This is a genomic window from Streptomyces sp. NRRL F-6676 (assembly GCF_000725625.1).
GTDB lineage: Bacteria > Actinomycetota > Actinomycetes > Streptomycetales > Streptomycetaceae > Streptomyces.
In genome coordinates, this window is record NZ_JOHS01000033.1 from 63,086 (window position 1) to 82,570 (window position 19,485).

Below are 19,485 nucleotides of genomic sequence, written 5' to 3' on the forward strand. Positions count from 1 at the left end.
CTCACGCCGTGGGCAGCCAGTCCACCTTCCCCGCGAGCAGCGCGTATCCGACGAACGCGCCGATGTCGAGCAGCGAGTGGGCCACCACCAGCGGCCCCACCCGGCCCCAGCGCCGGTAGAGGAGGACGAAGACGACGCCCATCGCCATGTTGCCGAGGAAGCCGCCGATGCCCTGGTAGAGGTGGTAGGAGCCGCGCAGCACCGCACTGCCGACCAGTGCGGTCCCCGGCGACCAGCCGAGCTGCCCGAGGCGGCGCAGCAGGTACCCGACCACGATCACCTCTTCGAGCACGGCGTTCTGCACCGCGGAGAGGACGAGCACGGGGTACTTCCACCACACGTCGGGCAGCGCCTCCGGCACCACCGTGAGGTTGAAGCCGAGCCCGCGCGCGGCCAGGTAGAAGGCGATGCCCGTGCTGCCGATCACCGCGGCGATCACCGCGCCCCGCCCGAGGTCGGGCCAGGGGCGGGTGCGGTCGAAGCCGAGGGTGCGCAGCGACTGCCGCTCGCGCAGCAGCAGGTGGGCGACGAGGGCGACGGGGACCAGCGCGGTGGCGATCCCGAACAGCTGCCAGGCGAGGTCGAGCCAGGGGCGGCCGGGCGCGGCCGAGGCGTTGAGCGTGGCGGCCTGGTCCTTCAGCCCGCCGGGCTTGGTCACCGACCCGATGAAGCTGATCAGCGCGGAGACTCCGCTCGCCCCGAGCGAGAGCGCCAGCACGAGCAGCGTCTCGTCCCGCAGCGTCCGCCGCGCCGGCCGTTCCTCGGTCAGGAGATCCCCCGCCGGCTCCGCATCCACCCGCACACCCGCCTCCGTAGCGCCGTCCCGCCTTCCCCCCCAGCTTGCCCGACGCGAGGGGAGGTCCGGCGAAGGGGGGCAGGTTGCGGCGGCGCCGACCGAGGGAGCGGCAGCCGGGGGGCGCCCCGGGTGCGGGGCTCGGCCCCGTGAGCCGCCCCCGACGCACGAGGCTCGGCGCCGTGAGCCGCCTCCGACGCACGGGGCTCGGCCCCGTGAGCCGCCTCCGACGCACGAGGCTCGGCCCCGCGGGGGGGCGCGGGCGGCGCCCCGGCCGGAGCGCGCCCCCGCTCAGCTGCCCAGCGGCACCGGCTCCGGCAGTCCCACCGGCCAGCCGTGCACCGGCTCGCCCTTCAGCATCAGCTCCCGGTACCGCCGCGTCGTCGCCGCCAGTGCCGCGTCCCGGCCGAGGCCCTTCTCCAGCGCGTGGTGGAACGTCTCGGCCTGCCACTTCGCGCCGTTGGTCCGCCGCCGGCACCGCTCCTCGATGACGCCGAGGTACAGGTCCCGGTCGGCGGGCTCCACGCCCCATGCGTCCAGCCCGGCCCGGGCGAGCGGCAGCAGTTCCTCGCGGACGAGGGTGACCGCGTCGACCTCCGCGACCCCGCCGAGCCGGCCGCGCCGCGGCCACCGCAGCCGGGCGTCGATGCCGTACCGGCAGGCCGCCTCGAAGTTGTCGGCCGCGGCCTCGAACGGCAGCTTCGTCCACACCGGCCGCGACTCCTCGGCGAGCGCGCGGACGAGACCGTAGTAGAAGGCCGCGTTGGCGACGACGTCGATCACGGTCGGCCCTGCGGGCAGCACCCGGTTCTCCACCCTGAGGTGCGGGACGTCGTCGACGACCTCGTACACCGGGCGGTTCCAGCGGTAGATCGTGCCGTTGTGCAGGACGAGTTCGGAGAGCTTGGGGGCGCCGCCCTCGTCGAGCACGCGCAGCGGTTCCTCCTCGTCGCAGATCGGGAGCAGCGCGGGGTAGTAGCGCAGGTTCTCCTCGAACAGGTCGTACGCGGAGGAGATCCACCGTTCCCCGAACCAGGTGCGCGGCCGCACCCCCTGCGCCTGGAGCTCCGGCGGGCGGGTGTCGGTGGACTGCTGGAACAGCGGCGGCCGCGACTCGCGCCACAGCTCGTGCCCGAACAGGAAGGGCGCGTTGGCGCCGACGGCGATCTGCGCGGCGCTGACCGCCTGGGCCGCGTTCCACACGTCGGCGAACCGCTCGGGCGTGACCTGAAGATGCAGCTGCACGGAGGTGCAGGCGGCTTCCGGCGCGATGGAACGGGAGGTGCAGACGAGCCGTTCGACGCCGTCGATGTCGAGCTTGAAGTCCTCACCGCGCGCGGCGACGATCTGGTCGTTGAGCAGCGTGTAGCGGTCGACGGCGGAAAGGTTCGACGACACCAGGTCGTCCCGGTCGAGCGTCGGCAGAATGCCGATCATCACGATTCCGGCGTCGAGCTCGCCGGCTTTCCGGTCGGCGTACGCGAGTGACGTGCGCAACTCCTCCGCGAGCCGGTCGAAAACCCGCTCACCCAGCCGGTGTGGGGCGATGTTGACTTCCAGATTGAACATGGCGAGTTCTGTTTGGAAATCCCGACTGGCTATCCTTTCCAGGACCTGTGCATTCATCATGCGCGGCTGACCGTCGCCGTCGACGAGATTGAGTTCGATCTCCAGGCCCATCAGGTTCCTGGGCCGGTCGAATCGCTTCTCCTCCAGCAGCCGTCCCAGCCCCGTCAGACAGTCCCGGAGCTTGTCGCGATACCGGTGACGATCCGACAGGTCGAACGGCCCTGCCACGACCTTCTCCCCCATCGAAGTGTCCCTCCTCGAATGGGCAGGCCGAGGGTACGGCCGCTGCTGTCATGGGTCACGGGGGATGATGCCCCGGCTCGGCGATCGATAACGTCCCGGTCGGCGACGGCCGGTCACGCACCGTCCGTCCCGTCCCGCTCATGGCCCACTCCTTCGATTACTCCTTCACGCGAAGCGCCGCGCCGCTACGCTGGAGCGGTGGTCCACAGGCACATTCAGGGGGCATGAAGCAGTAAGCAGTTCCGGTTCTCAACCATCTCGTGCATCTCGTGAAAAACGCCAACGAGATTCAGCCGTCCCCTTCCACAGCGTATTCCGAGGTCACGGGCCGGGTACCCACTCCGGACCGGGACAAACCCGTGCTTTTTCGCGACCGAATAGCCGCTTGTTGTTGATGACGACAACGTCTAGACGAAACATCGGGCGAACACACGTCGTATAAAATTCGCGAACGAGGCAGAGAGTTGACGTTCGCGGTCCCCGCCCTGTCGTCACAGCACCGTCGTTTTCGTCACGGTGCCGTCAGCCGTCCGGGTACCGGCCCCGCCACCTCTGACCCCGAGAGCTGACAGCGTCGTCCGCACGCCCACCCACGCCTGCGCGCCACCGTGCCTGTCGAATGAGAGGCGACCCACCATGCCGCTGCATGTCCCCCCGGCTCCCGCCCCCGCCCTGCGCTCCGTCCTGACGGCACTCGGTTCCCCGACCGCGGTCCGTGAGGCGCGCACCCCCTCGCTGCGCGCCGCGCCGGGCCCCGTCACGCCCGATCTGCCGCTTCCGGTGCACGTCCTGGAGCGGAACACCGCCGCGGGCGCCACCACCAGGCTCACCGGGTGGCGGTTCCTCATCCGCAGCGGCGACCGGGCGGTGGCCGCCGCGGAGACGATGCTGACGCCCGACGGCTGGGCCTTCTCGCACTTCTTCGAGGGCCCGTACATCGCCTCCACGGAACTCGCGCTGCGCCAGGCCGAGGCGGCGGCACAGCCGCACCAGCCCCGGCTGCTGTCCGTGCCGGAGCTCTACATGCTCACGCTCTGGCTGCACGGCGACCCCACCGCCGACGGGGCGAGCGGCGCCCCGCTCGCCACCGACCTGCTGGTGCCGCTGGCGCCGGCACCGCCCGGCATCGCCGCGCACCGCCCGTACCGGGCCGCCGACCTGCTCCCCATGCTCACCCTGCGCACGGCCCCGTCCCCCCTCCTCGGCCCCCCGGACCCCGTGGGCCCGGCCCACGCGGACTCCCCCGCCGCCTGACCGACAACGGCCCCGCCCCTCACCGGGCGGGGCCGTTGTCGGTCGGGGAACGTACGGCGCACCCCTGAACACTCGTCGCGCACGGCACGGCACCCTAGGTACGGACCTGCGCTCAATCGCGCCGCCCCTCGCTCGTTAGAGGGAAAATCCGCTGGTCAGCCCGGCTTGACTAGCCTGTTCCGACCATCGCCAACCATCCGAAGTGACGGTACTGTCGGGCTGAACCACCCGGGCGAGTGATGCGTCTAGAACCTGTGAGAAGCGGTGCCGCGAAATCCCTGCGGATCGACGCCCGCAGGGCAACACTGGGTCCGAGCAAGACACTTCGCCAACGGGGGGCGGCCATGAACGACGCATCGAGCCGCAGGGCAGAACCGACACTCACCTCACACATCACGACAGAGCGAAAGATCCCCTCCACCATGTGCAAGCACCAGCCACCGTGTCCGTCCGCAGAATCCGCCGACCGGGAGTCCGCCCGCCTCGTGGCGCACCACCCCGAACAGGGCTGGAGCCTGCTGTGCAACGGCGTTCTGCTCTTCGAGGACACCGGTGAGCTCCTGCCCGACGGCCGGGTCATCGCCCCGCACCGCAGTGGTGCCCGGGCGATGACGGCCGCCTGAGCCGGAGGGCGGAGCACGACCACGAAGGGGCCGGCGGGAGAGCACTCCCGGACCGGCCCCGACGCGTTCGCGCGGACGATCACTGCGCGTAGGCGTCCAGCGGCGGGCAGGAGCAGACCAGGTTCCGGTCGCCGAAGGCCTGGTCGATCCGGCGCACCGGCGGCCAGTACTTGTCCGCGGCCGACACCCCGGCCGGGAACACCGCCTCCTCGCGGGTGTACGCGTGGTCCCACGCGCCGCCGAGCGCGGCGGCCGTGTGCGGGGCGTTGCGCAGCGGGTTGTCGTCCGCGGGCCACTCGCCCGCGCCGACCTTCTCGATCTCCGCGCGAATGGCGATCATCGCCTCGCAGAACCGGTCGAGTTCGCTCACGTCCTCCGACTCGGTCGGCTCGATCATCAGCGTCCCGGCCACCGGGAACGACATCGTCGGCGCGTGGAAGCCGTAGTCGATCAACCGCTTGGCGACGTCGTCCACGCTCACGCCGGTGGCCTTGGTCAGCGGCCGCAGGTCGATGATGCACTCGTGGGCGACCAGCCCGCCGGGGCCGGTGTACAGCACCGGGAAGTGCGGCTCCAGCCGCTTGGCGATGTAGTTGGCGGAGAGCACGGCCACCTGCGTGGCGCGCTTGAGCCCCTCGCCGCCCATCAGCCGGACGTACGCCCAGGAGATCGGCAGGATGCCGGCGGAGCCCCAGGGCGCGGCCGAGACCGGACCGACGCCCGTCTCGGGGCCGGCCGCGGGCTGTAGCGGGTGGTTGGGCAGATACGGCGCCAGGTGGTCGCGGACGGCCACCGGGCCGACACCGGGACCACCGCCGCCGTGCGGGATGCAGAAGGTCTTGTGCAGGTTGAGGTGGGAGACGTCGCCGCCGAAGTGCCCCGGCCTGGCGAGCCCGACCAGCGCGTTGAGGTTGGCGCCGTCGACGTAGACCTGGCCGCCCGCGTCGTGCACGGCGGCGCAGATGTCGGCGACGTGCTCCTCGAACACGCCGTGCGTCGACGGGTAGGTGATCATCAGGACGGCCAGCTCGTCCCGGTGCTTCTCGATCTTGGCGCGCAGGTCCTCGACGTCGATCTCGCCGTCCCCGGCGGTCTTCACCACGACGACCTTCATCCCGGCCATGACCGCGCTGGCGGCGTTGGTGCCGTGCGCGGAGGACGGGATCAGGCAGACCGTGCGCTGCTCGTCGCCGTGGGCACGGTGGTAGCCGCGCACCGCGAGCAGCCCGGCCAGCTCGCCCTGGGAGCCCGCGTTGGGCTGGAGGGAGACCTTGTCGTAGCCGGTGACCTCCGCCAGCCGCTCCTCCAGCTCACGGATGAGGGTGAGGTAGCCCTGCGCCTGCTCGGCCGGGGCGAAGGGGTGCAGCTGCCCGAACTCGGGCCAGGTGACCGGCTCCATCTCGGTGGTCGCGTTGAGCTTCATCGTGCAGGAGCCCAGCGGGATCATGCCGCGGTCCAGCGCGTAGTCGCGGTCGGCGAGCCGGCGCAGATAGCGCAGCATCGCGGTCTCGGAGCGGTGCTGGTGGAAGACGGGGTGGGTGAGGACCTCGTCGGTGCGCAGCAGCGCCTGGGGCAGCGCGTCCTCGGTGACGGCGTCCAGCGTCTCGACGTCCGCCTCGATGCCGAACGCGCCCCACACCGCGCCGAGCGCGTCCCGCGTGGTGGTCTCGTCGCAGGCCAGCGAGACGTGGTCGGCGTCGGCCTGGTGCAGGTTGACGCCGTTCTCCCGGGCGGCGGCGACCACCTCGGCGGCCCGGCCGGGCACCCGCACGGTCAGCGTGTCGAAGTAGGCGCCGTGCACGACCTCGGCCCCGCCCGCGGTGAGCCCGGCGGCGAGGATCGCGGCGTAGCGGTGGGTGCGCCGGGCGATGGTGCGCAGCCCCTCGGCGCCGTGGTACACGGCGTACATCCCGGCCATCACGGCGAGCAGCACCTGGGCGGTGCAGATGTTGCTGGTCGCCTTCTCGCGGCGGATGTGCTGCTCCCGCGTTTGCAGGGCGAGCCGGTACGCCTTGTTGCCGTCGGCGTCCACGGAGACGCCGACGAGACGGCCGGGCAGGCTGCGCGCGAACTTCTCGTCCACCGCCATGTAGCCCGCGTGCGGCCCGCCGAAGCCCATGGGGACACCGAAGCGCTGGGTGGTGCCGACCGCGATGTCGGCGCCGAGCTCGCCGGGCGAGGTGAGCAGCGTGAGGGCGAGCAGGTCGGCGGCGACGGTGACGAGCGCACCGAGCTCGTGCGCCTGTTCGATGACGGGGCGGAGGTCGCGTACGGCTCCGGAGGCGCCCGGGTACTGCACGAGGACGCCGTTGATCTCCCGCTCGGCGATCCCGGCCGGGATGCCGTCGCTCAGGTCGGCGACGACGACCTCGACGCCGGTCGGCTCGGCCCGGGTCCGCAGCACGGCGACGGTCTGCGGCAGCGTGTCCGCGTCGACGAGGAACAGGCCGTTCTTGTTGCGGCCCATCCGCCGGGACAGCGCCATCGCCTCGGCGGCCGCGGTGCCCTCGTCGAGGAGGGAGGCGCCGGAGGTGGGCAGCCCGGTGAGGTCGGCGACGACGGTCTGGAAGTTGAGCAGCGCCTCGAGGCGGCCCTGCGAGATCTCCGGCTGGTACGGGGTGTACGCCGTGTACCAGGCGGGGTTCTCCATGACGTTGCGCAGGATGACCGGGGGCGTGAAGGTGCCGTAGTAGCCCAGGCCGATCATGGGGGTGAGCACCTGGTTGCGGTCGGCGAGGCCGCGCAGTTCGGCCAGTACCTCGGGCTCGGTGCGGGCGCCGGGCAGTCCCAGCGCCTCGGCGTTCTTGATCACGTCGGGGACGGCGGCCGCGGTCAGCTCGTCGAGCGAGCCGTAGCCGACCTGGGCGAGCATCTTCGCGCGGTCCCCGGCGTCGGGGCCGATGTGGCGCTGTTCGAACGGGATGCCCTGTTCGAGCTGGGAGAGCGGAGTGCGGTGGGCGGTCATTGCGGAGGCCTCCTGGTCTGGCGCGACCTGCGAGGGGCACCTCGGCGCGGGTACCCCAGCGGCCTCCCCCTCTGTCATCTCGACCTGAGAGCTTCGCCGGACCGGCCCTGAGCGGGCGCTGCGGCTTTCACCGTCGGTGAGAGCGGACACCGTCGATATCCGCTCTGCTTTCCAGAGTGACCTCGTCCGCGCGGTACGGGTGCCTGAGAGATTCCGGGGAGGAGTTGCTCCTTCGGCGCCCCCGGACTGTGTCCGGAGGGCTCTCCCGCGCGGGGTCGACGGCCGCTCACCAGCCTACCAGCGGGTCCTTGGGGCCGGTTGTCGAGTGGCCGCCGCCCGGAACATGCCGTTTCGTGGTGTTCCCGACACGCACAGCCAGGAGGGACGGGACCGTGCAGACCGACATCGATCCGCGCAATCTGATCGGCCGCAAGGCGTTCGACCGCAAGGGCGCCAAGATCGGCACGATCGACGAGGTCTACCTCGACGACGCCACCGGGCTCCCGGAGTGGGCCGCCATACGCACCGGCCTCTTCTCCCGGGACGCGTTCGTGCCGCTGGGCCCCAGCGCGCTCGAGGACGGCACCCTGCGCGTCCCCTTCGAGCGTGCCCTGATCAGGGACGCCCCGGACTTCGGCGTCGGCCGCCACCTGTCCCCCGAGCAGGAACTGCAACTCTGCCACCACTACGGACTCGACGCCGCCGCCTCTCCCCCGGCCCCGGACCACTCGTTCGGCCGAGTGGCGGGAGGCAGGGACGGAGCCGAGGTCGGCGAGGGCGCCGACGGCGCCCTCCCGGCACCGACGGACGAACTGGCGGGCACGGACGAGGCGTCCTGAGCCCGGCCACGCCGGGGGTCGGCACAGGGCGCGCCGGCACCGGAACCCGCACGTCCGGCGTCGGTTGTTCCCGGGCCGCACACCCGCCCCCCGCCCCCACGGGCATCGGCGCCCGGGCCACGGGGCTCGACGGCGCCCCCTCCCGTCCTGGCGCCGTGGCTGTCCCCGCCCGTCCCCCCGCCGGGGCCGTGCGCCCCGCCGGTGTCTCTGCGGGTACCCGTGTCCGGACCGCGAGTCCAGGCGGCGCCCGGATCCACGCCGTCGGAAGCTTCCGCACCCGCCCCGACGCCCTCTCCGCACGCCTCGGCGCCGGAGCCAAGCCCACCGGAGCCACGCGGCTGGGCCGCACCCCCGCCAGCGGCACCGCCGAAGCCGTGTGTCCCGACGCCGTGGTCCCGCACCTCGGTGCCGGGGCCCTGCGGCTCGGGGCCGGAGGCCTGCACCTCGGTGCTGGGGCCCTGCGGCTCGGTGCCGGGGCCTTGCGGCTCGGTGCCGGGGTCGTGCACCTCGGTGCCGGGGCCGGGGCCTGCCGGGGCCGCCGCGGGTATCCGTGGCGGCGGACCGGCGTCCGGGCCCGGCCCAGACAGCAGCGGCAGCGGATCCGCCGGCTGGAGGTCGGCGTCCTCCGCCCGGAACGTACGTACCCGCCCCGGCGCCGACTGCGGCGTCTCGAACCGTACGGTGACTCGCCCCAGCCCGCTGCCCTGCACCCACCCGGGCCCGAGTTCGGCGTGCGTCACGTCCTGCCCGGGCCGCCAGTGCCGCTCCGCCGCCCCGGCGGCCTCCCCGCGCACCGCGTCGTCGTCCGCTCCCGGCGGCGCCCCGCCGGGTTCCCCGGGCCCCGCGTCCCGCCCCGTTTCCTCCGACGGCACGGCAGTCCTCCCGGCCTCCAGATGCGCCTGCGCGAACAGGTCCTCCTGCGTGTAGTCGGCGAGCCCGCTGACCCCGACGCCGAGCAGCCGTACGCCACCGGTCGTGTCCACCGACTCCAGCAGCCGCCCGGCCGCCTCGCGCACCACCGCCGGGTCGTCCGTGGGCCCGCGCAGGGTCTCGGAGCGGGTCAGCGTGGAGAAGTCGTACCGCCGCACCTTCAGCACGATGGTGCGCCCCGAGAGCCCCGCCTCCCGCAGCCGCCGTACGCACCGCTCCGCGAGCCGCGTCACCTCCGTACGGACCCGCACCCGGTCGTGGATGTCCACGTCGTACGTGTCCTCCACGGAGACCGACTTCGTGTCCCGCTCGGCCACCACCGGCCGTTCGTCGCGCGCGAGCGCCATGGCGTACAGCGACTGTCCGTGCGCCTTGCCGAGGAGCCGGACCAGCTCCGCCTCCCCGGCCTCGGCGATCTCCTCGACGGTGGTGATCCCGCCGCGCCGCAGATGGTCCCCGGTGGCGGGGCCGACGCCGGGCAGGGTGCGCACCGACATCGGGCCGAGCAGGGCCCGTTCGGTGCCTGGCCGGATCATCACCAGGCCGTCCGGCTTGGCCTGTTCGGAGCCGATCTTGGCGAGCATCTTGGAAGCGGCCAGCCCGACCGAGCCCGTCAGCCCGGTGACCGCCTTGATGTCCGCACGCAGCTTGACCCCGGCCAGCCGCGCCGACTCCTCGTCCCAGGCGACTCCGCCGGCCTCCAGGTCGACGAAGGCCTCGTCCAGGCTGAGCGGCTCCACCAGCGGTGACAGGGCGCGCAGCAGCCCCATGACCTGGTCGCTGATGGCGCGGTAGAAGCCGAAGCGGGGCACCAGGTAGGCGGCGTGGGGGGCGAGCCGCCGCGCCTGCCCCATGGGCATCGCCGAGTGGACCCCGAAGACCCGCGCCTCGTAGGAGGCCGTGGCCACCACCCCGCGCGGCCCGAGGCCGCCCACGACGACGGCCTTTCCGCGCAGGCTGGGTTTGGCTGCCTGCTCCGCCGAGGCGTAGAAGGCATCCATGTCGAGATGCAGGATCGTGGGCGCGCTTCGCACATCTCCGATGCTGCACCACACCACTGACAACACGAACCGACGACGCGGGAACACGAACGGCCCGCGTCCCGCCGGGCGCCCGGGAGACCCTCGGACCACGCCGGTCGGCGGTACTCCCGCCGCGGCCTCAGACCGCCCGGTTCCGGCGCCGCGCCAGCTCGTCCGCCGGGTGCGCCCCCACCAGCGTCTCGCCCGTGTCGACGCGTTCCCCGTGCAGTTGGGAGAGGGCCCCCTCGACGTCCCGCCAGACCACTCCCACGGCGATGCCGAAGATGCCCTGCCCGCCCTGGAGCAGCGCGTGCACCTCGTCGGGCGACGTGCACTCGTAGACCGTCGCCCCGTCGCTCATCAGCGTCACGCGCTCGAGGTCCCGCAGCCCCTGTTCCCGCAGGTGCTGGACGGCGGTGCGGATGTTCTGGAGGGAGACCCCGGTGTCGAGGAAACGTTTGACGATCTTCAGCACGACGACGTCGCGGAAGCTGTACAGCCGCTGGCTGCCCGAACCGTGCGCGGGCCGCACGCTCGGTTCGACGAGCCCGGTCCGGGCCCAGTAGTCCAGCTGGCGGTAGGTGATACCGGCGGCGGCGCAGGCCGTGGGCCCGCGGTAGCCGATCCGCTCCGCCGGGTCGGCCGGGCCGGCCGGACCCGCGGCGTCGGCCGGGGCGGCGGAAACGGCCTGACCGTGCGGCACCGGCAGAGGGCGCGACGGCGCGTGGCCGGGCGCACCGGCGCGAAGCACATACCGGCCGCTCTCCCCCGGAATGCGTCCGGGGGCACCCCCAGCCGTACCGTCGCCGCTGCTTCTCACGCCGACCTCCGTCCTTGACCTGCCTTCTCGACGGTAGGCAGTCACCAGGGGTGCGTCAACGATCGCCACACTCGGCACGCCGAGTGATAATCACCCTGGGAGTGGTTTCCCGTGCCCTTCCGCGGGGAAAGGCTAGTCGAATGCCCTTGTGCGCCTTTCGTGCGCCGTCATGCGCCCCCTGTGCGCGGGGGCGGCAGGGCCTCTCGCGGAACCCGACGGGATCACTGGCTGCTGGTGCCAAAGTCCTCGGGCGAGATCTGGTCGAGGAACTCGCGGAACTTCTCGACCTCGTCCTCCTGCTCGTCCGGGATGGCGATGCCCGCGTCGTCGAGCACGCCGTCGCTCCCGTAGATCGGGGTGCCGGTGCGCAGGGCCAGCGCTATGGCGTCGGACGGCCGCGCGCTCACCTCGACCCCGCTGGCGAACACCAGCTCCGCGTAGAAGACGCCGTCACGCAGATCCGTGATGCGCACCTCCGTGAGCTCCTGGCCGACGGCTTCCAGCACGTCCTTGAACAGGTCGTGGGTCAGCGGCCGCGCGGGGGCCATGCCCTGCTGGGCGAAGGCGATCGCCGTCGCCTCCCCGGGGCCGATCCAGATGGGGAGGTAGCGGTCGCCCCCCACTTCACGCAGGAGCACGATCGGCTGGTTGGAGGGCATTTCGACCCGGACACCTACGACATCGAGCTCGTTCACACAGCAACCCTAGGCCGACGGCGGGACGTTTGGGTAGTCGAGGCGGGATCGGGGCGGGTATCCGCCCTCGGCGAACAGCGGGCCGTGACGCCGCTCACGGCAGGCGCACGGCGGGCCCGCGGCCGGGTCAGGGCAGGCGTATGCCCAGCGCCGTCTGCACCAGCGCGGCGTGGAGTTTCACCGCGAGACCGGCCAATTCCTTCGTACGCGCTTCCGCGTGCGCCCTGGTCTGCGGATTGCGGTGGCGCCGCAGCGGGGCCACCACCTGGTCGACCAGGCCGGCCTCGCGGTCGGCGGCGGCCTTCATCACCCGCAGGTGCCGCGGCTCGATGCCGAACCGGCCCAGCTCCACCACCAGAGTGGCGACGGTGGCGGCCTCCGCGTCGTACGTACCGTCCGGCAGCGGCGCGAGCAGCCCGTACGACTCCCACTCCGTCAGCTGCTCCTCGGCGATCCCCGCAGCGGCGAGCAGCTCCTCGCGGCCGAGACGGGCGGCGGCGGGCGGCTCCGGCTCGGCGAGCAGGTCCTCCAGCCGCTCCCCGTCACCGGCCTCGCGCGGCCGGCCCGGGAACGGGATGCGGACCTCCTCGCCGCGTTCGCGGGCGTCGAGGTGTTCGCGGATCACCTTCAGCGGCAGATAGTGGTCCCGCTGCATCCGCAGGACGTGCCCGAGGCGCTCGACGTCACCGGCGGTGAACTTGCGGTACCCGGACGGGGTCCGCTGCGGCTCGACGAGCCCCTCCGCCTCCAGAAACCGGATCTTGGAGACGGTGACCTCGGGGAACTCCTCGCGCAGCACGGTCAGCACCGTGCCGATGCTCATCAGCCCGCGGTCCGCGGCGGCGGTGCCGCCGCCGGCACCGCCACTCGGTGTGTGAGGCATGGGCCTTCCCCGGTCTCTCCCCGGGCCCGGGGCCCGGGGAGGCTCAGATGCCCCGCTGGCTCGCGTAGAAGACCAGCCGGTACTTGCCGATCTGCACCTCGTCGCCGTTGGCGAGCGCGACCTGGTCGATCCGCTCACGGTTGACGTAGGTGCCGTTGAGGCTGCCGACGTCGGCGACCGTGAACGTGCCCTCCGGCGTGCGGCGGAACTCCACATGGCGACGCGAGACCGTCACGTCGTCCAGGAAGATGTCGCTCTGCGGGTGGCGGCCCGCCGTGGTCAGCTCGCTGTCGAGCAGGAAGCGGCTGCCCGAGTTGGGACCCCGGCGCACCACCAGCAGCGCCGAGCCGAGCGGCAGCGCGTCGACCGCGGCCTGCGCCTCGGGCGACAACGTCGGCATCTGCGTCTGACCGGTGGTCTCGGCGTCGTAGGCCTCGAGACCGGAGATGGAGATCGTGGACGTCGTCTCCGACGGACGCTCCGGGACCGCGCCGGCCCGCAGCGGCGCGCCGCAGTTGGAGCAGAAGCGGCTGTTCTCCGCGTTGCGGTTGCCGCACCTCGTACACACCAGGGCCGACATGGACGGATCCTCCTGCCGCGGCTGCCCACCAGGGGCTTGGGACGCGTACGGGCCGGCGCCGAAGCCGCCACCCGCACCTGAGGTCGACGGATCCCCGAAACCTATGCGTCCGGAAGCGGCAGGGTCAACAGACGACGCGCCCTGACCTCCCGAAACGCCACCGCCCTGACCCGCGACCTGGTCGCGGAAGAGCGGACGCTCCGCTTCCTGCGGCTGTGCGCGATGACGGGCGGTCGCGTTGTCCCTGCCCTCTCGCGCGCTCTTGCCGAACAACTTCGCAAACAACTTCACGGGCGATTCCCCTTGACCGAAACAGACCCGCCCGTGGGGCAGGACGAACCCTGATTGAACACACCGGTCGACCCGGACATCCTCACAACGTCCGTATCCACCAGACAGTTTCCACCACGCACCCGCCATTCGGTGCGTCGACCCCCCGCAAGCTCATGCCCTCGCCGCACGGTCCCCATGCGCCCCCGCCTCACTGCGAGGTCGACCGAGCGTAGTCAGGCCGCTCCGCGGCTCGCAAGGCGTCCACAACGATCTTCGTCGAACGCTCCACGGTGACCGTGGCCTGCTCCTTCTCCAGGGTCTGCACCACGCCTCCGGGGATGTTGAGCGCCGGCTCGAGGTCCTGCGGCTTGCCGATGACCTTGAAACGATAGGGACCGTTGATCTTGTTCCCGTCGACGGCGATCCCCTTGCCCGAGTCCGAGAGATAGGTGTCGGCGACCACCCGGACGTCGTCGACCTGGATGGCCTCCGCGCCCGCCGCACGCAGCTCCTGGATCGCGTCGAGCAGCATGTCCGCCTCGACCGTCCCCTTCGTGTCCTCGATGGTCATGGTGATGCCGGGTCCCCGCGCGGCCACCGTGCCCGCCAGGATGCCGAGTTGCTTCTCCTTCTCGGCCGTCTGCTTGCGCGCCTCCTCCGCCTGGTCCGAGCTGTTCTCCAGCTCGGTCCGCTGGTCCTCGAGACCCTGCTTCTCGTCCTCAAGACGCTGCGTGCGGTCGTCGAGTTCATCGAGGATACGGACCAGGTCCTCCTGGCGGGCGCCGCGCAGCGCGCTGTCGCTGTCGCTGTTGGAGGCGACCTGGACGGCGAGGCCGAAGCCGAGGCCGAACAGGAGCAGCGCCACGATGAGTTGCGCGCGGGTCAGCCGCGGCGGCCAGAGCCCCTTGAGCAGCCGCTGACGGCCCGTCAGCGACGGCTCGCCGCCCTTGCCTCCGCCGTCGCCCCGTCCGGGCTCCGGGGGCCGCCCGGCCCGCTGGGACGGTGGTGAGTACCGGGCAGGACCGCTCTCGGCCGGTACCGGACGGACCTCCTGGGGCAGTTCCGCGCGCAGGTGGTGCGGAGCGGCGCCCCGGACCTCGCGCGGCGCGCCACCGCCGGTGTCGCGGCTCTTGTCGCTCTTGTCGCTGTCGTCGTGCATCGGCCTCACGCCCGGAAGACGTGCCGGCGGATCGCGGCGGCGTTGGAGAAGATGCGGATGCCGAGGACGACCACGACGCCCGTGGAGAGCTGCGCCCCCACGCCCAGCTTGTCGCCCAGGAAGACGATCAGCGCGGCGACGACCACGTTCGACAGGAACGACACCACGAAGACCTTGTCGTCGAAGATGCCGTCGAGCATGGCCCGCAACCCGCCGAACACGGCGTCCAGCGCGGCGACGACCGCGATGGGCAGATACGGCTCGACGGCAGCCGGCACCTCGGGCCGGACCAACAGGCCGGCCACGACTCCCACGACGAGGCCCAGTACGGCGATCACGATGTGCCCTTCCCGGTGTTCTTGGTGCTCGGTTCCGCGTTCTTGGTGCTCGGCTGCGCTGTTCTCACGATCACGCTCGGCGCCGCGGGCAGCCGGAGGTCCTTCTGTGTGGAGATGGCCGTCCGGATCCCGTAGTTCTCCTGGAGGGCATGCAGATACAGCCCGTCGGCGCTGTCCTGGAACCTGCGGCTCAGCCGCTCGCCGTCCCCCACCGCGAGCACCGTGTACGGCGGCACCAGCGGCCTGTTGTCGACGAGTATCGCGTCCCCGGCCGCCCTGATCGCGGAAAGCGCCGTCAGACGCTGCCCGTTGACGGTGATCGCCTCCGCGCCCGACTGCCACAGCCCGTTGACCACGCGCTGCATGTCGCGGTCGCGGATGCGCCCGGTGTCGGAGAAGCCGGAGGTCTGACGCGGGTCCCCGTTGCCGCCGCCGGAGGCCTCCTTGGCGTCGTTCACGACGAGCTTGACGCCGGGGCCGTGCACTTCGACGGCGCCCGACAGGATGCCCACCAGTTCGGCCCCGTCACCGCCGCCGCTGGACTTCAGTGCCTGCCGCTGCCGGTCGCCCACGTCGTCCCGCAGGGCGTCGACCTTGGTCTCCAGCTTGTCCGCCGCGTCGGTCTCCCGGTCGATGCGGTCGATGAGCTCCTGGCGCTCCTTGGCGACCGTGGGGGCGGCGACCCGTGCCTGGGCCGCGCCGACGGTCACGACCAGTGCCGCGAGGACCAGTCCGGCCGCGAGCCCCAGCCGGGCCCGCACCGTCTTCGGCATGCCGCCGGCGCCCTCGGCCCGCCTCCGGGCGGCGGCCTCGGCATAGCCGTCGTCGAGACTGTGGTCCATGACGTTGGTGAGCAACGACATGGAGGCGTCCGGACGCGAGGGACGCGTCACTGTCCGCCGAACGGGGGGTGGCTGCGGCATGCCGCACATCGTCGCACGTCGTCCGCCGTACCTCCGAATGGCCCCGCCCGCGTGCCGGACAGGCCCCCTTGGGGGCACTTGTCCGGCACGCGCGCGTGGCCGTGCGGTACGTCCTCACGTCCTCCGGCGGGTCAGCGGCCCGCGCTGTCGACGATCGCCGACCACTCGTCGAGCAGGGCCTGGGCGGAGGCGTCGTCGGGACCCTCGGCCCACAGGTGCGTGACCGCCTCGGCCGGGTCGGGCAGCACCATCACCCAGCGTCCGTCGCTCTCCACGACCCGCACACCGTCCGTGGTGTCCACGGAGCGGTCGCCGGCCGCCTCGACCACCCGGCGCATCACCAGACCCTTGACGGCCCACGGCGTGGCCAGGTCACGCCTGAGCACATGCGCCCGCGGAATGCGCGCGTCGATCTGGCTGAGCGTGAGCTGGGTTCGGGCCACGAGCCCGATGAGCCGTACGAAGGCGGCCGTACCGTCGAACACGCTACTGAACTCCGGCACGATGAACGCGCCCCGGCCGTCGCCGCCGAAGATGGTCTGGTCCTCGCGCCCGACCCGGGTGAGGTCGTCGGGCGAGGTCGTCGTCCACTCCACCTGCGTGCCGTGGTACGCGGCCACCTGCTCGGCGATCCTCGTGGTGGTCACCGGCAGCGCCACGCGCCCGCTGCGCCGCTCGGCGGCCACCAGGTCGAGCATCACCAGCAGCGCACGGTCGTCCTCGACGATGCGGCCCTTCTCGTCGACGAGCGAGAGCCGCTCGCCCACCGGGTCGAACCGCACACCGAACGCGGCCCGCGAGGAGGCCACGATCTCCCCGAGCCGGACCAGCCCGGAGCGCCGCATGTCGGCGGTCTCGGTGGGCCGGGACTCGTCGAGGCCGGGGTTGATGGTCAGCGAGTCGACACCGAGCTTGCCGAGCAGGCTGGGCAGCACCAGTCCGGCGCTGCCGTTGGAGGCGTCCACGACGACCTTCAGCCCGGACTCGGCGATCCCCGTGGTGTCGACGTTCCGCAGCAGCGATCCGGTGTACGAGTCGAAGACGCTGGACGGGAAGTGCAGATCGCCGATCTCCCCGGGGAACGCCCGCCGGTACTCCTGGCGCGCGAACACCCGGTCGAGCTTGCGCTGACTGCCCTGGGAGAGGTCGGCGCCCTGGCTGTCGAAGAACATGATGTCGACGGAGTCGGGCACCCCGGGTGTGGTCCGGATCATGATGCCGCCGGCGCTGCCCCGGGCGGTCTGCTGCCGGGCCACGGGCAACGGCACGTTCTCCAGATCGCGTACGTCGATGGCGCTGGCCTGGAGCGCGGAGATGACGGCCCGCTTCAGCGCACGGGCACCACGGGAGTGGTCACGGGCGGTGGTGACGGTCGAGCCCTTCTTGAGGGTCGTCGCGTACGCACCGGCCAGCCGCACGGCCAGCTCGGGGGTGATCTCCACGTTCAGCACACCGGAGACACCGCGGGCGCCGAAGAGATGCGCCTGTCCGCGGGACTCCCAGATCACCGAGGTGTTGACGAACGCGCCCGCCTCGATCGTCTTGAACGGGTAGACGCGCACATTGCCCTGGACGATCGATTCCTCACCGATCAGGCACTCGTCACCGATGACCGCGCCGTCCTCGATCCGGGCGGCTCGCATGATGTCGGTGTTCTTGCCGACCACACAGCCACGCAGATTGCTGTGCTGCCCGATGTAGACGTTGTCGTGGACGACCGCCTTGTGCAGGAAGGCACCGCTCTTCACGACCACGTTGGAGCCGACGACGGTGTGCTCCCGGATTTCGGCGCCGGCCTCGACCTTGGCGTAGTCGCCGATGTAGAGCGGTCCCCGCAGCACGGCGTCGGGGTGCACCTCGGCACCCTCGGCCACCCAGACACCGGGAGAGATCTCGAACCCGTCGAGTTCGACGTCGACCTTTCCCTCGAGCACGTCGGCCTGGGCCTTCACATAACTCTCGTGGGTGCCGACATCCTCCCAGTAGCCCTCGGCGACATAGCCGTAGATCGGCTTGCCTTCCTTCATCAGCTGCGGGAAGACGTCACCGGACCAGTCGACGGACACGTCGGCCTCGACGTAGTCGAAGACCTCCGGTTCCATGACGTAAATGCCGGTGTTGACGGTGTCGGAGAACACCTGTCCCCAGGTCGGCTTCTCGAGGAAGCGCTCGACCTTGCCCTCCTCGTCGACGATCGTGATGCCGAATTCCAGCGGATTGGGCACACGCGTCAGACAGACGGTGACGAGCGCGCCCTTTTCCTTGTGGAAGTTGATCAGATCGGTGAGGTCGAAATCCGTGAGGGCATCACCGGAGATGACGAGGAACGCGTCGTCCTTCAACGCCTCTTCGGCATTCTTGACGCTGCCCGCGGTACCGAGCGGCTTCTCCTCGTTGGCATAGGTGAGCTCCATGCCGAGCTCTTCGCCGTCACCGAAGTAGTTCTTGACCAACGAGGCCAAGAACTGCACGGTGACTACGGTCTCGTTCAGCCCATGCCTTTTGAGCAACCGCAGCACGTGCTCCATGATCGGGCGATTCGCCACGGGCAGGAGCGGCTTGGGCATGCTCGAGGTCATGGGGCGAAGGCGCGTGCCTTCGCCTCCGGCCATCACGACGGCCTTCATGTCGGAAGCGTCCTCCTCAAGAGACGACGGTTGGCCGACTTCACCCGTCCTGATTGTCCCGCACATTTACGACGCGGGCCAACGAGCCACTTCAGGCCGTACAACCGGCGAGCTCAATCGGCCATGGCGTCCGCACGGACAAGGCGGCGGACCTGTACCACGTAGAGGACTCCTGCCCACCAATACAGGGTTGTACCCCACCCTGCGAACGCCCATCCGAAAATGGCTGCGAGTGAGGGGAGCCAGCCGGTTCCGTCACTGAGGAGGAGCAGCGGGAAGGCGTACATCAGGTTGAAGGTGGCCGCCTTGCCCAGGAAGTTCACCTGCGGCGGCGGATAGCCGTGCCGCCTGAGGACGCCCACCATCACCAGGAGGACGAGCTCGCGCGCCAGCAGCACACAGGTGAGCCAGAGTGGCAGGATCTCGCGCCAGGTGAGCCCGACGAGCGTCGACAGGATGTACAGCCGGTCGGCCGCGGGATCGAGGAGCCGGCCGAGGCTGCTGATCTGGTTCCAGCGCCGGGCGAGCTTGCCGTCCAGGTAGTCGCTGACGCCGCTGAAGGCGAGGATGAGCAGCGCCCAGCCGTCACTCTTGGGGCCGCCGAACTCGGGCCGGAGGATCAGCCACAGGAAGAGCGGCACCCCGACGAGCCGCGCCATGCTGAGGATGTTCGGGATGGTGAGGACCCGGTCCGTCTGAACGCGGGTCTCCTGGACCTCCACCCGGGGGCCTCCTGAGGAAATGTGCCAACGATGCCACCCGACCTTACCCGGCCGGATCGAACGACGGAGCGGAGGGGTGCCGGCGGCGGCCGCGCGGGACGACGGGGCTCACGGAAAACGCCGTAAATGCAAAAAAGCCCCTGTACCGGATCACCCGGTACAGGGGCTTTTCTACAAGTATTGTTCGGCGGTGTCCTACTCTCCCACAGGGTCCCCCCTGCAGTACC

General features: G+C 71.5%; 15 protein-coding genes, 1 pseudogene and 1 riboswitch. Of the genes and pseudogenes, 3 read left to right on the forward strand and 13 right to left on the reverse strand.

The genetic code is table 11. The features are described 5' to 3' along the window. Nucleotide 1 precedes the first annotated feature (1 nt). Entirely contained in the window at nucleotides 2–802 is an 801-nt protein-coding gene (locus IO29_RS20665) for a CPBP family intramembrane glutamic endopeptidase (RefSeq protein WP_030380909.1), read from the reverse strand. Between the two features lie 282 nt (nucleotides 803–1,084). Then, entirely contained in the window at nucleotides 1,085–2,605 is a 1,521-nt protein-coding gene (locus tag IO29_RS20670) for a glutamate-cysteine ligase family protein (protein WP_030380908.1), read from the reverse strand. Nucleotides 2,606–3,241: 636 nt separating this feature from the next. Here IO29_RS20670 and IO29_RS20675 point away from each other — a divergent pair. Both IO29_RS20675 and IO29_RS20680 read left to right on the forward strand, forming a co-directional pair. Further along, nucleotides 3,242–3,859 carry a hypothetical protein gene (locus IO29_RS20675; RefSeq protein ID WP_030380907.1) on the forward strand — a complete coding sequence of 206 codons (618 nt, stop codon included), beginning with the start codon at nucleotides 3,242–3,244 and terminating at the stop codon, nucleotides 3,857–3,859. A gap of 422 nt (nucleotides 3,860–4,281) precedes the next feature. After that, nucleotides 4,282–4,482 carry a DUF5999 family protein gene (locus tag IO29_RS20680; RefSeq protein ID WP_030380906.1) on the forward strand — a complete coding sequence of 67 codons (201 nt, stop codon included), beginning with the start codon at nucleotides 4,282–4,284 and terminating at the stop codon, nucleotides 4,480–4,482. A 79-nt stretch (nucleotides 4,483–4,561) separates the two neighbouring features. Here IO29_RS20680 and gcvP read toward each other — a convergent pair whose 3' ends face one another. Beyond that, the gene (gene gcvP, locus IO29_RS20685; protein WP_030380905.1) at nucleotides 4,562–7,447 is read right to left on the reverse strand and encodes an aminomethyl-transferring glycine dehydrogenase; all 2,886 of its coding nucleotides are present in this window, start codon (nucleotides 7,445–7,447) and stop codon (nucleotides 4,562–4,564) included. Between the two features lie 181 nt (nucleotides 7,448–7,628). Continuing rightward, nucleotides 7,629–7,725, reverse strand: a riboswitch (glycine riboswitch). Nucleotides 7,726–7,839: 114 nt separating this feature from the next. Here gcvP and IO29_RS20690 point away from each other — a divergent pair. Next, nucleotides 7,840–8,205, forward strand: a pseudogene (locus IO29_RS20690) (PRC-barrel domain-containing protein); the annotation flags it as partial. Here the strand turns inward: IO29_RS20690 and IO29_RS20695 are convergent. The 10 genes from IO29_RS20695 to IO29_RS20740 all read right to left on the reverse strand — a co-directional run bounded on the left by IO29_RS20695 (nucleotide 8,133) and on the right by IO29_RS20740 (nucleotide 19,258). After that, nucleotides 8,133–10,250 (reverse strand): DNA polymerase IV, encoded by a 2,118-nt coding sequence (locus tag IO29_RS20695; RefSeq protein ID WP_420705398.1) that lies wholly within the window; start codon nucleotides 10,248–10,250, stop codon nucleotides 8,133–8,135. The pseudogene IO29_RS20690 and the gene IO29_RS20695 overlap by 73 nt on opposite strands. A gap of 127 nt (nucleotides 10,251–10,377) precedes the next feature. Then, complete coding sequence (locus IO29_RS20700) at nucleotides 10,378–11,058, reverse strand: MerR family transcriptional regulator (protein ID WP_078618368.1); 681 nt, start codon at nucleotides 11,056–11,058, stop codon at nucleotides 10,378–10,380. A 221-nt stretch (nucleotides 11,059–11,279) separates the two neighbouring features. Continuing rightward, nucleotides 11,280–11,753, reverse strand: coding sequence for a bifunctional nuclease family protein (locus IO29_RS20705; RefSeq protein ID WP_006144119.1), 474 nt, complete (start codon nucleotides 11,751–11,753; stop codon nucleotides 11,280–11,282). 127 nt (nucleotides 11,754–11,880) lie between these two features. Continuing rightward, the gene (locus tag IO29_RS20710) at nucleotides 11,881–12,636 is read right to left on the reverse strand and encodes a transcriptional regulator FtsR (protein WP_030380902.1); all 756 of its coding nucleotides are present in this window, start codon (nucleotides 12,634–12,636) and stop codon (nucleotides 11,881–11,883) included. A 43-nt stretch (nucleotides 12,637–12,679) separates the two neighbouring features. Beyond that, complete coding sequence (locus IO29_RS36770; RefSeq protein ID WP_078618367.1) at nucleotides 12,680–13,636, reverse strand: FHA domain-containing protein; 957 nt, start codon at nucleotides 13,634–13,636, stop codon at nucleotides 12,680–12,682. A 61-nt stretch (nucleotides 13,637–13,697) separates the two neighbouring features. Then, a complete protein-coding gene (locus tag IO29_RS20720) occupies nucleotides 13,698–14,648 on the reverse strand; it encodes a DUF881 domain-containing protein (protein ID WP_078618366.1) in 951 nt (316 codons plus the stop codon). Nucleotides 14,649–14,653: 5 nt separating this feature from the next. Further along, nucleotides 14,654–14,986: a small basic family protein gene (locus tag IO29_RS20725; protein WP_003977440.1), complete on the reverse strand. Its 333-nt coding sequence runs from the start codon at nucleotides 14,984–14,986 to the stop codon at nucleotides 14,654–14,656. Further along, a complete protein-coding gene (locus tag IO29_RS20730) occupies nucleotides 14,983–15,918 on the reverse strand; it encodes a DUF881 domain-containing protein (protein ID WP_106969908.1) in 936 nt (311 codons plus the stop codon). Before IO29_RS20730 ends, IO29_RS20725 begins: the two co-directional genes overlap by 4 nt. 122 nt (nucleotides 15,919–16,040) lie before the next feature. Next, nucleotides 16,041–18,536 carry a mannose-1-phosphate guanyltransferase gene (locus IO29_RS20735; RefSeq protein WP_030380898.1) on the reverse strand — a complete coding sequence of 832 codons (2,496 nt, stop codon included), beginning with the start codon at nucleotides 18,534–18,536 and terminating at the stop codon, nucleotides 16,041–16,043. 113 nt (nucleotides 18,537–18,649) lie between these two features. Next, entirely contained in the window at nucleotides 18,650–19,258 is a 609-nt protein-coding gene (locus tag IO29_RS20740) for a cardiolipin synthase ClsA (protein ID WP_030380897.1), read from the reverse strand. Nucleotides 19,259–19,485: the final 227 nt, after the last annotated feature.

Bases quoted from the DNA above. Each gene is read 5' to 3' on its own strand.
- IO29_RS20710 (WP_030380902.1), bottom strand. From the start codon at position 12,636: ATGCCTCACACACCGAGTGGCGGTGCCGGCGGCGGCACCGCCGCCGCG.
- IO29_RS20680 (WP_030380906.1), top strand. From the start codon at position 4,282: ATGTGCAAGCACCAGCCACCGTGTCCGTCCGCAGAATCCGCCGACCGG.
- IO29_RS20735 (WP_030380898.1), bottom strand. From the start codon at position 18,536: ATGAAGGCCGTCGTGATGGCCGGAGGCGAAGGCACGCGCCTTCGCCCC.
- IO29_RS20730 (WP_106969908.1), bottom strand. From the start codon at position 15,918: ATGTGCGGCATGCCGCAGCCACCCCCCGTTCGGCGGACAGTGACGCGT.
- IO29_RS20675 (WP_030380907.1), top strand. From the start codon at position 3,242: ATGCCGCTGCATGTCCCCCCGGCTCCCGCCCCCGCCCTGCGCTCCGTC.
- gcvP (WP_030380905.1), bottom strand. From the start codon at position 7,447: ATGACCGCCCACCGCACTCCGCTCTCCCAGCTCGAACAGGGCATCCCG.
- IO29_RS36770 (WP_078618367.1), bottom strand. From the start codon at position 13,636: ATGGCGGGTGCGTGGTGGAAACTGTCTGGTGGATACGGACGTTGTGAG.
- IO29_RS20670 (WP_030380908.1), bottom strand. From the start codon at position 2,605: ATGGGGGAGAAGGTCGTGGCAGGGCCGTTCGACCTGTCGGATCGTCAC.
- IO29_RS20720 (WP_078618366.1), bottom strand. From the start codon at position 14,648: ATGCACGACGACAGCGACAAGAGCGACAAGAGCCGCGACACCGGCGGT.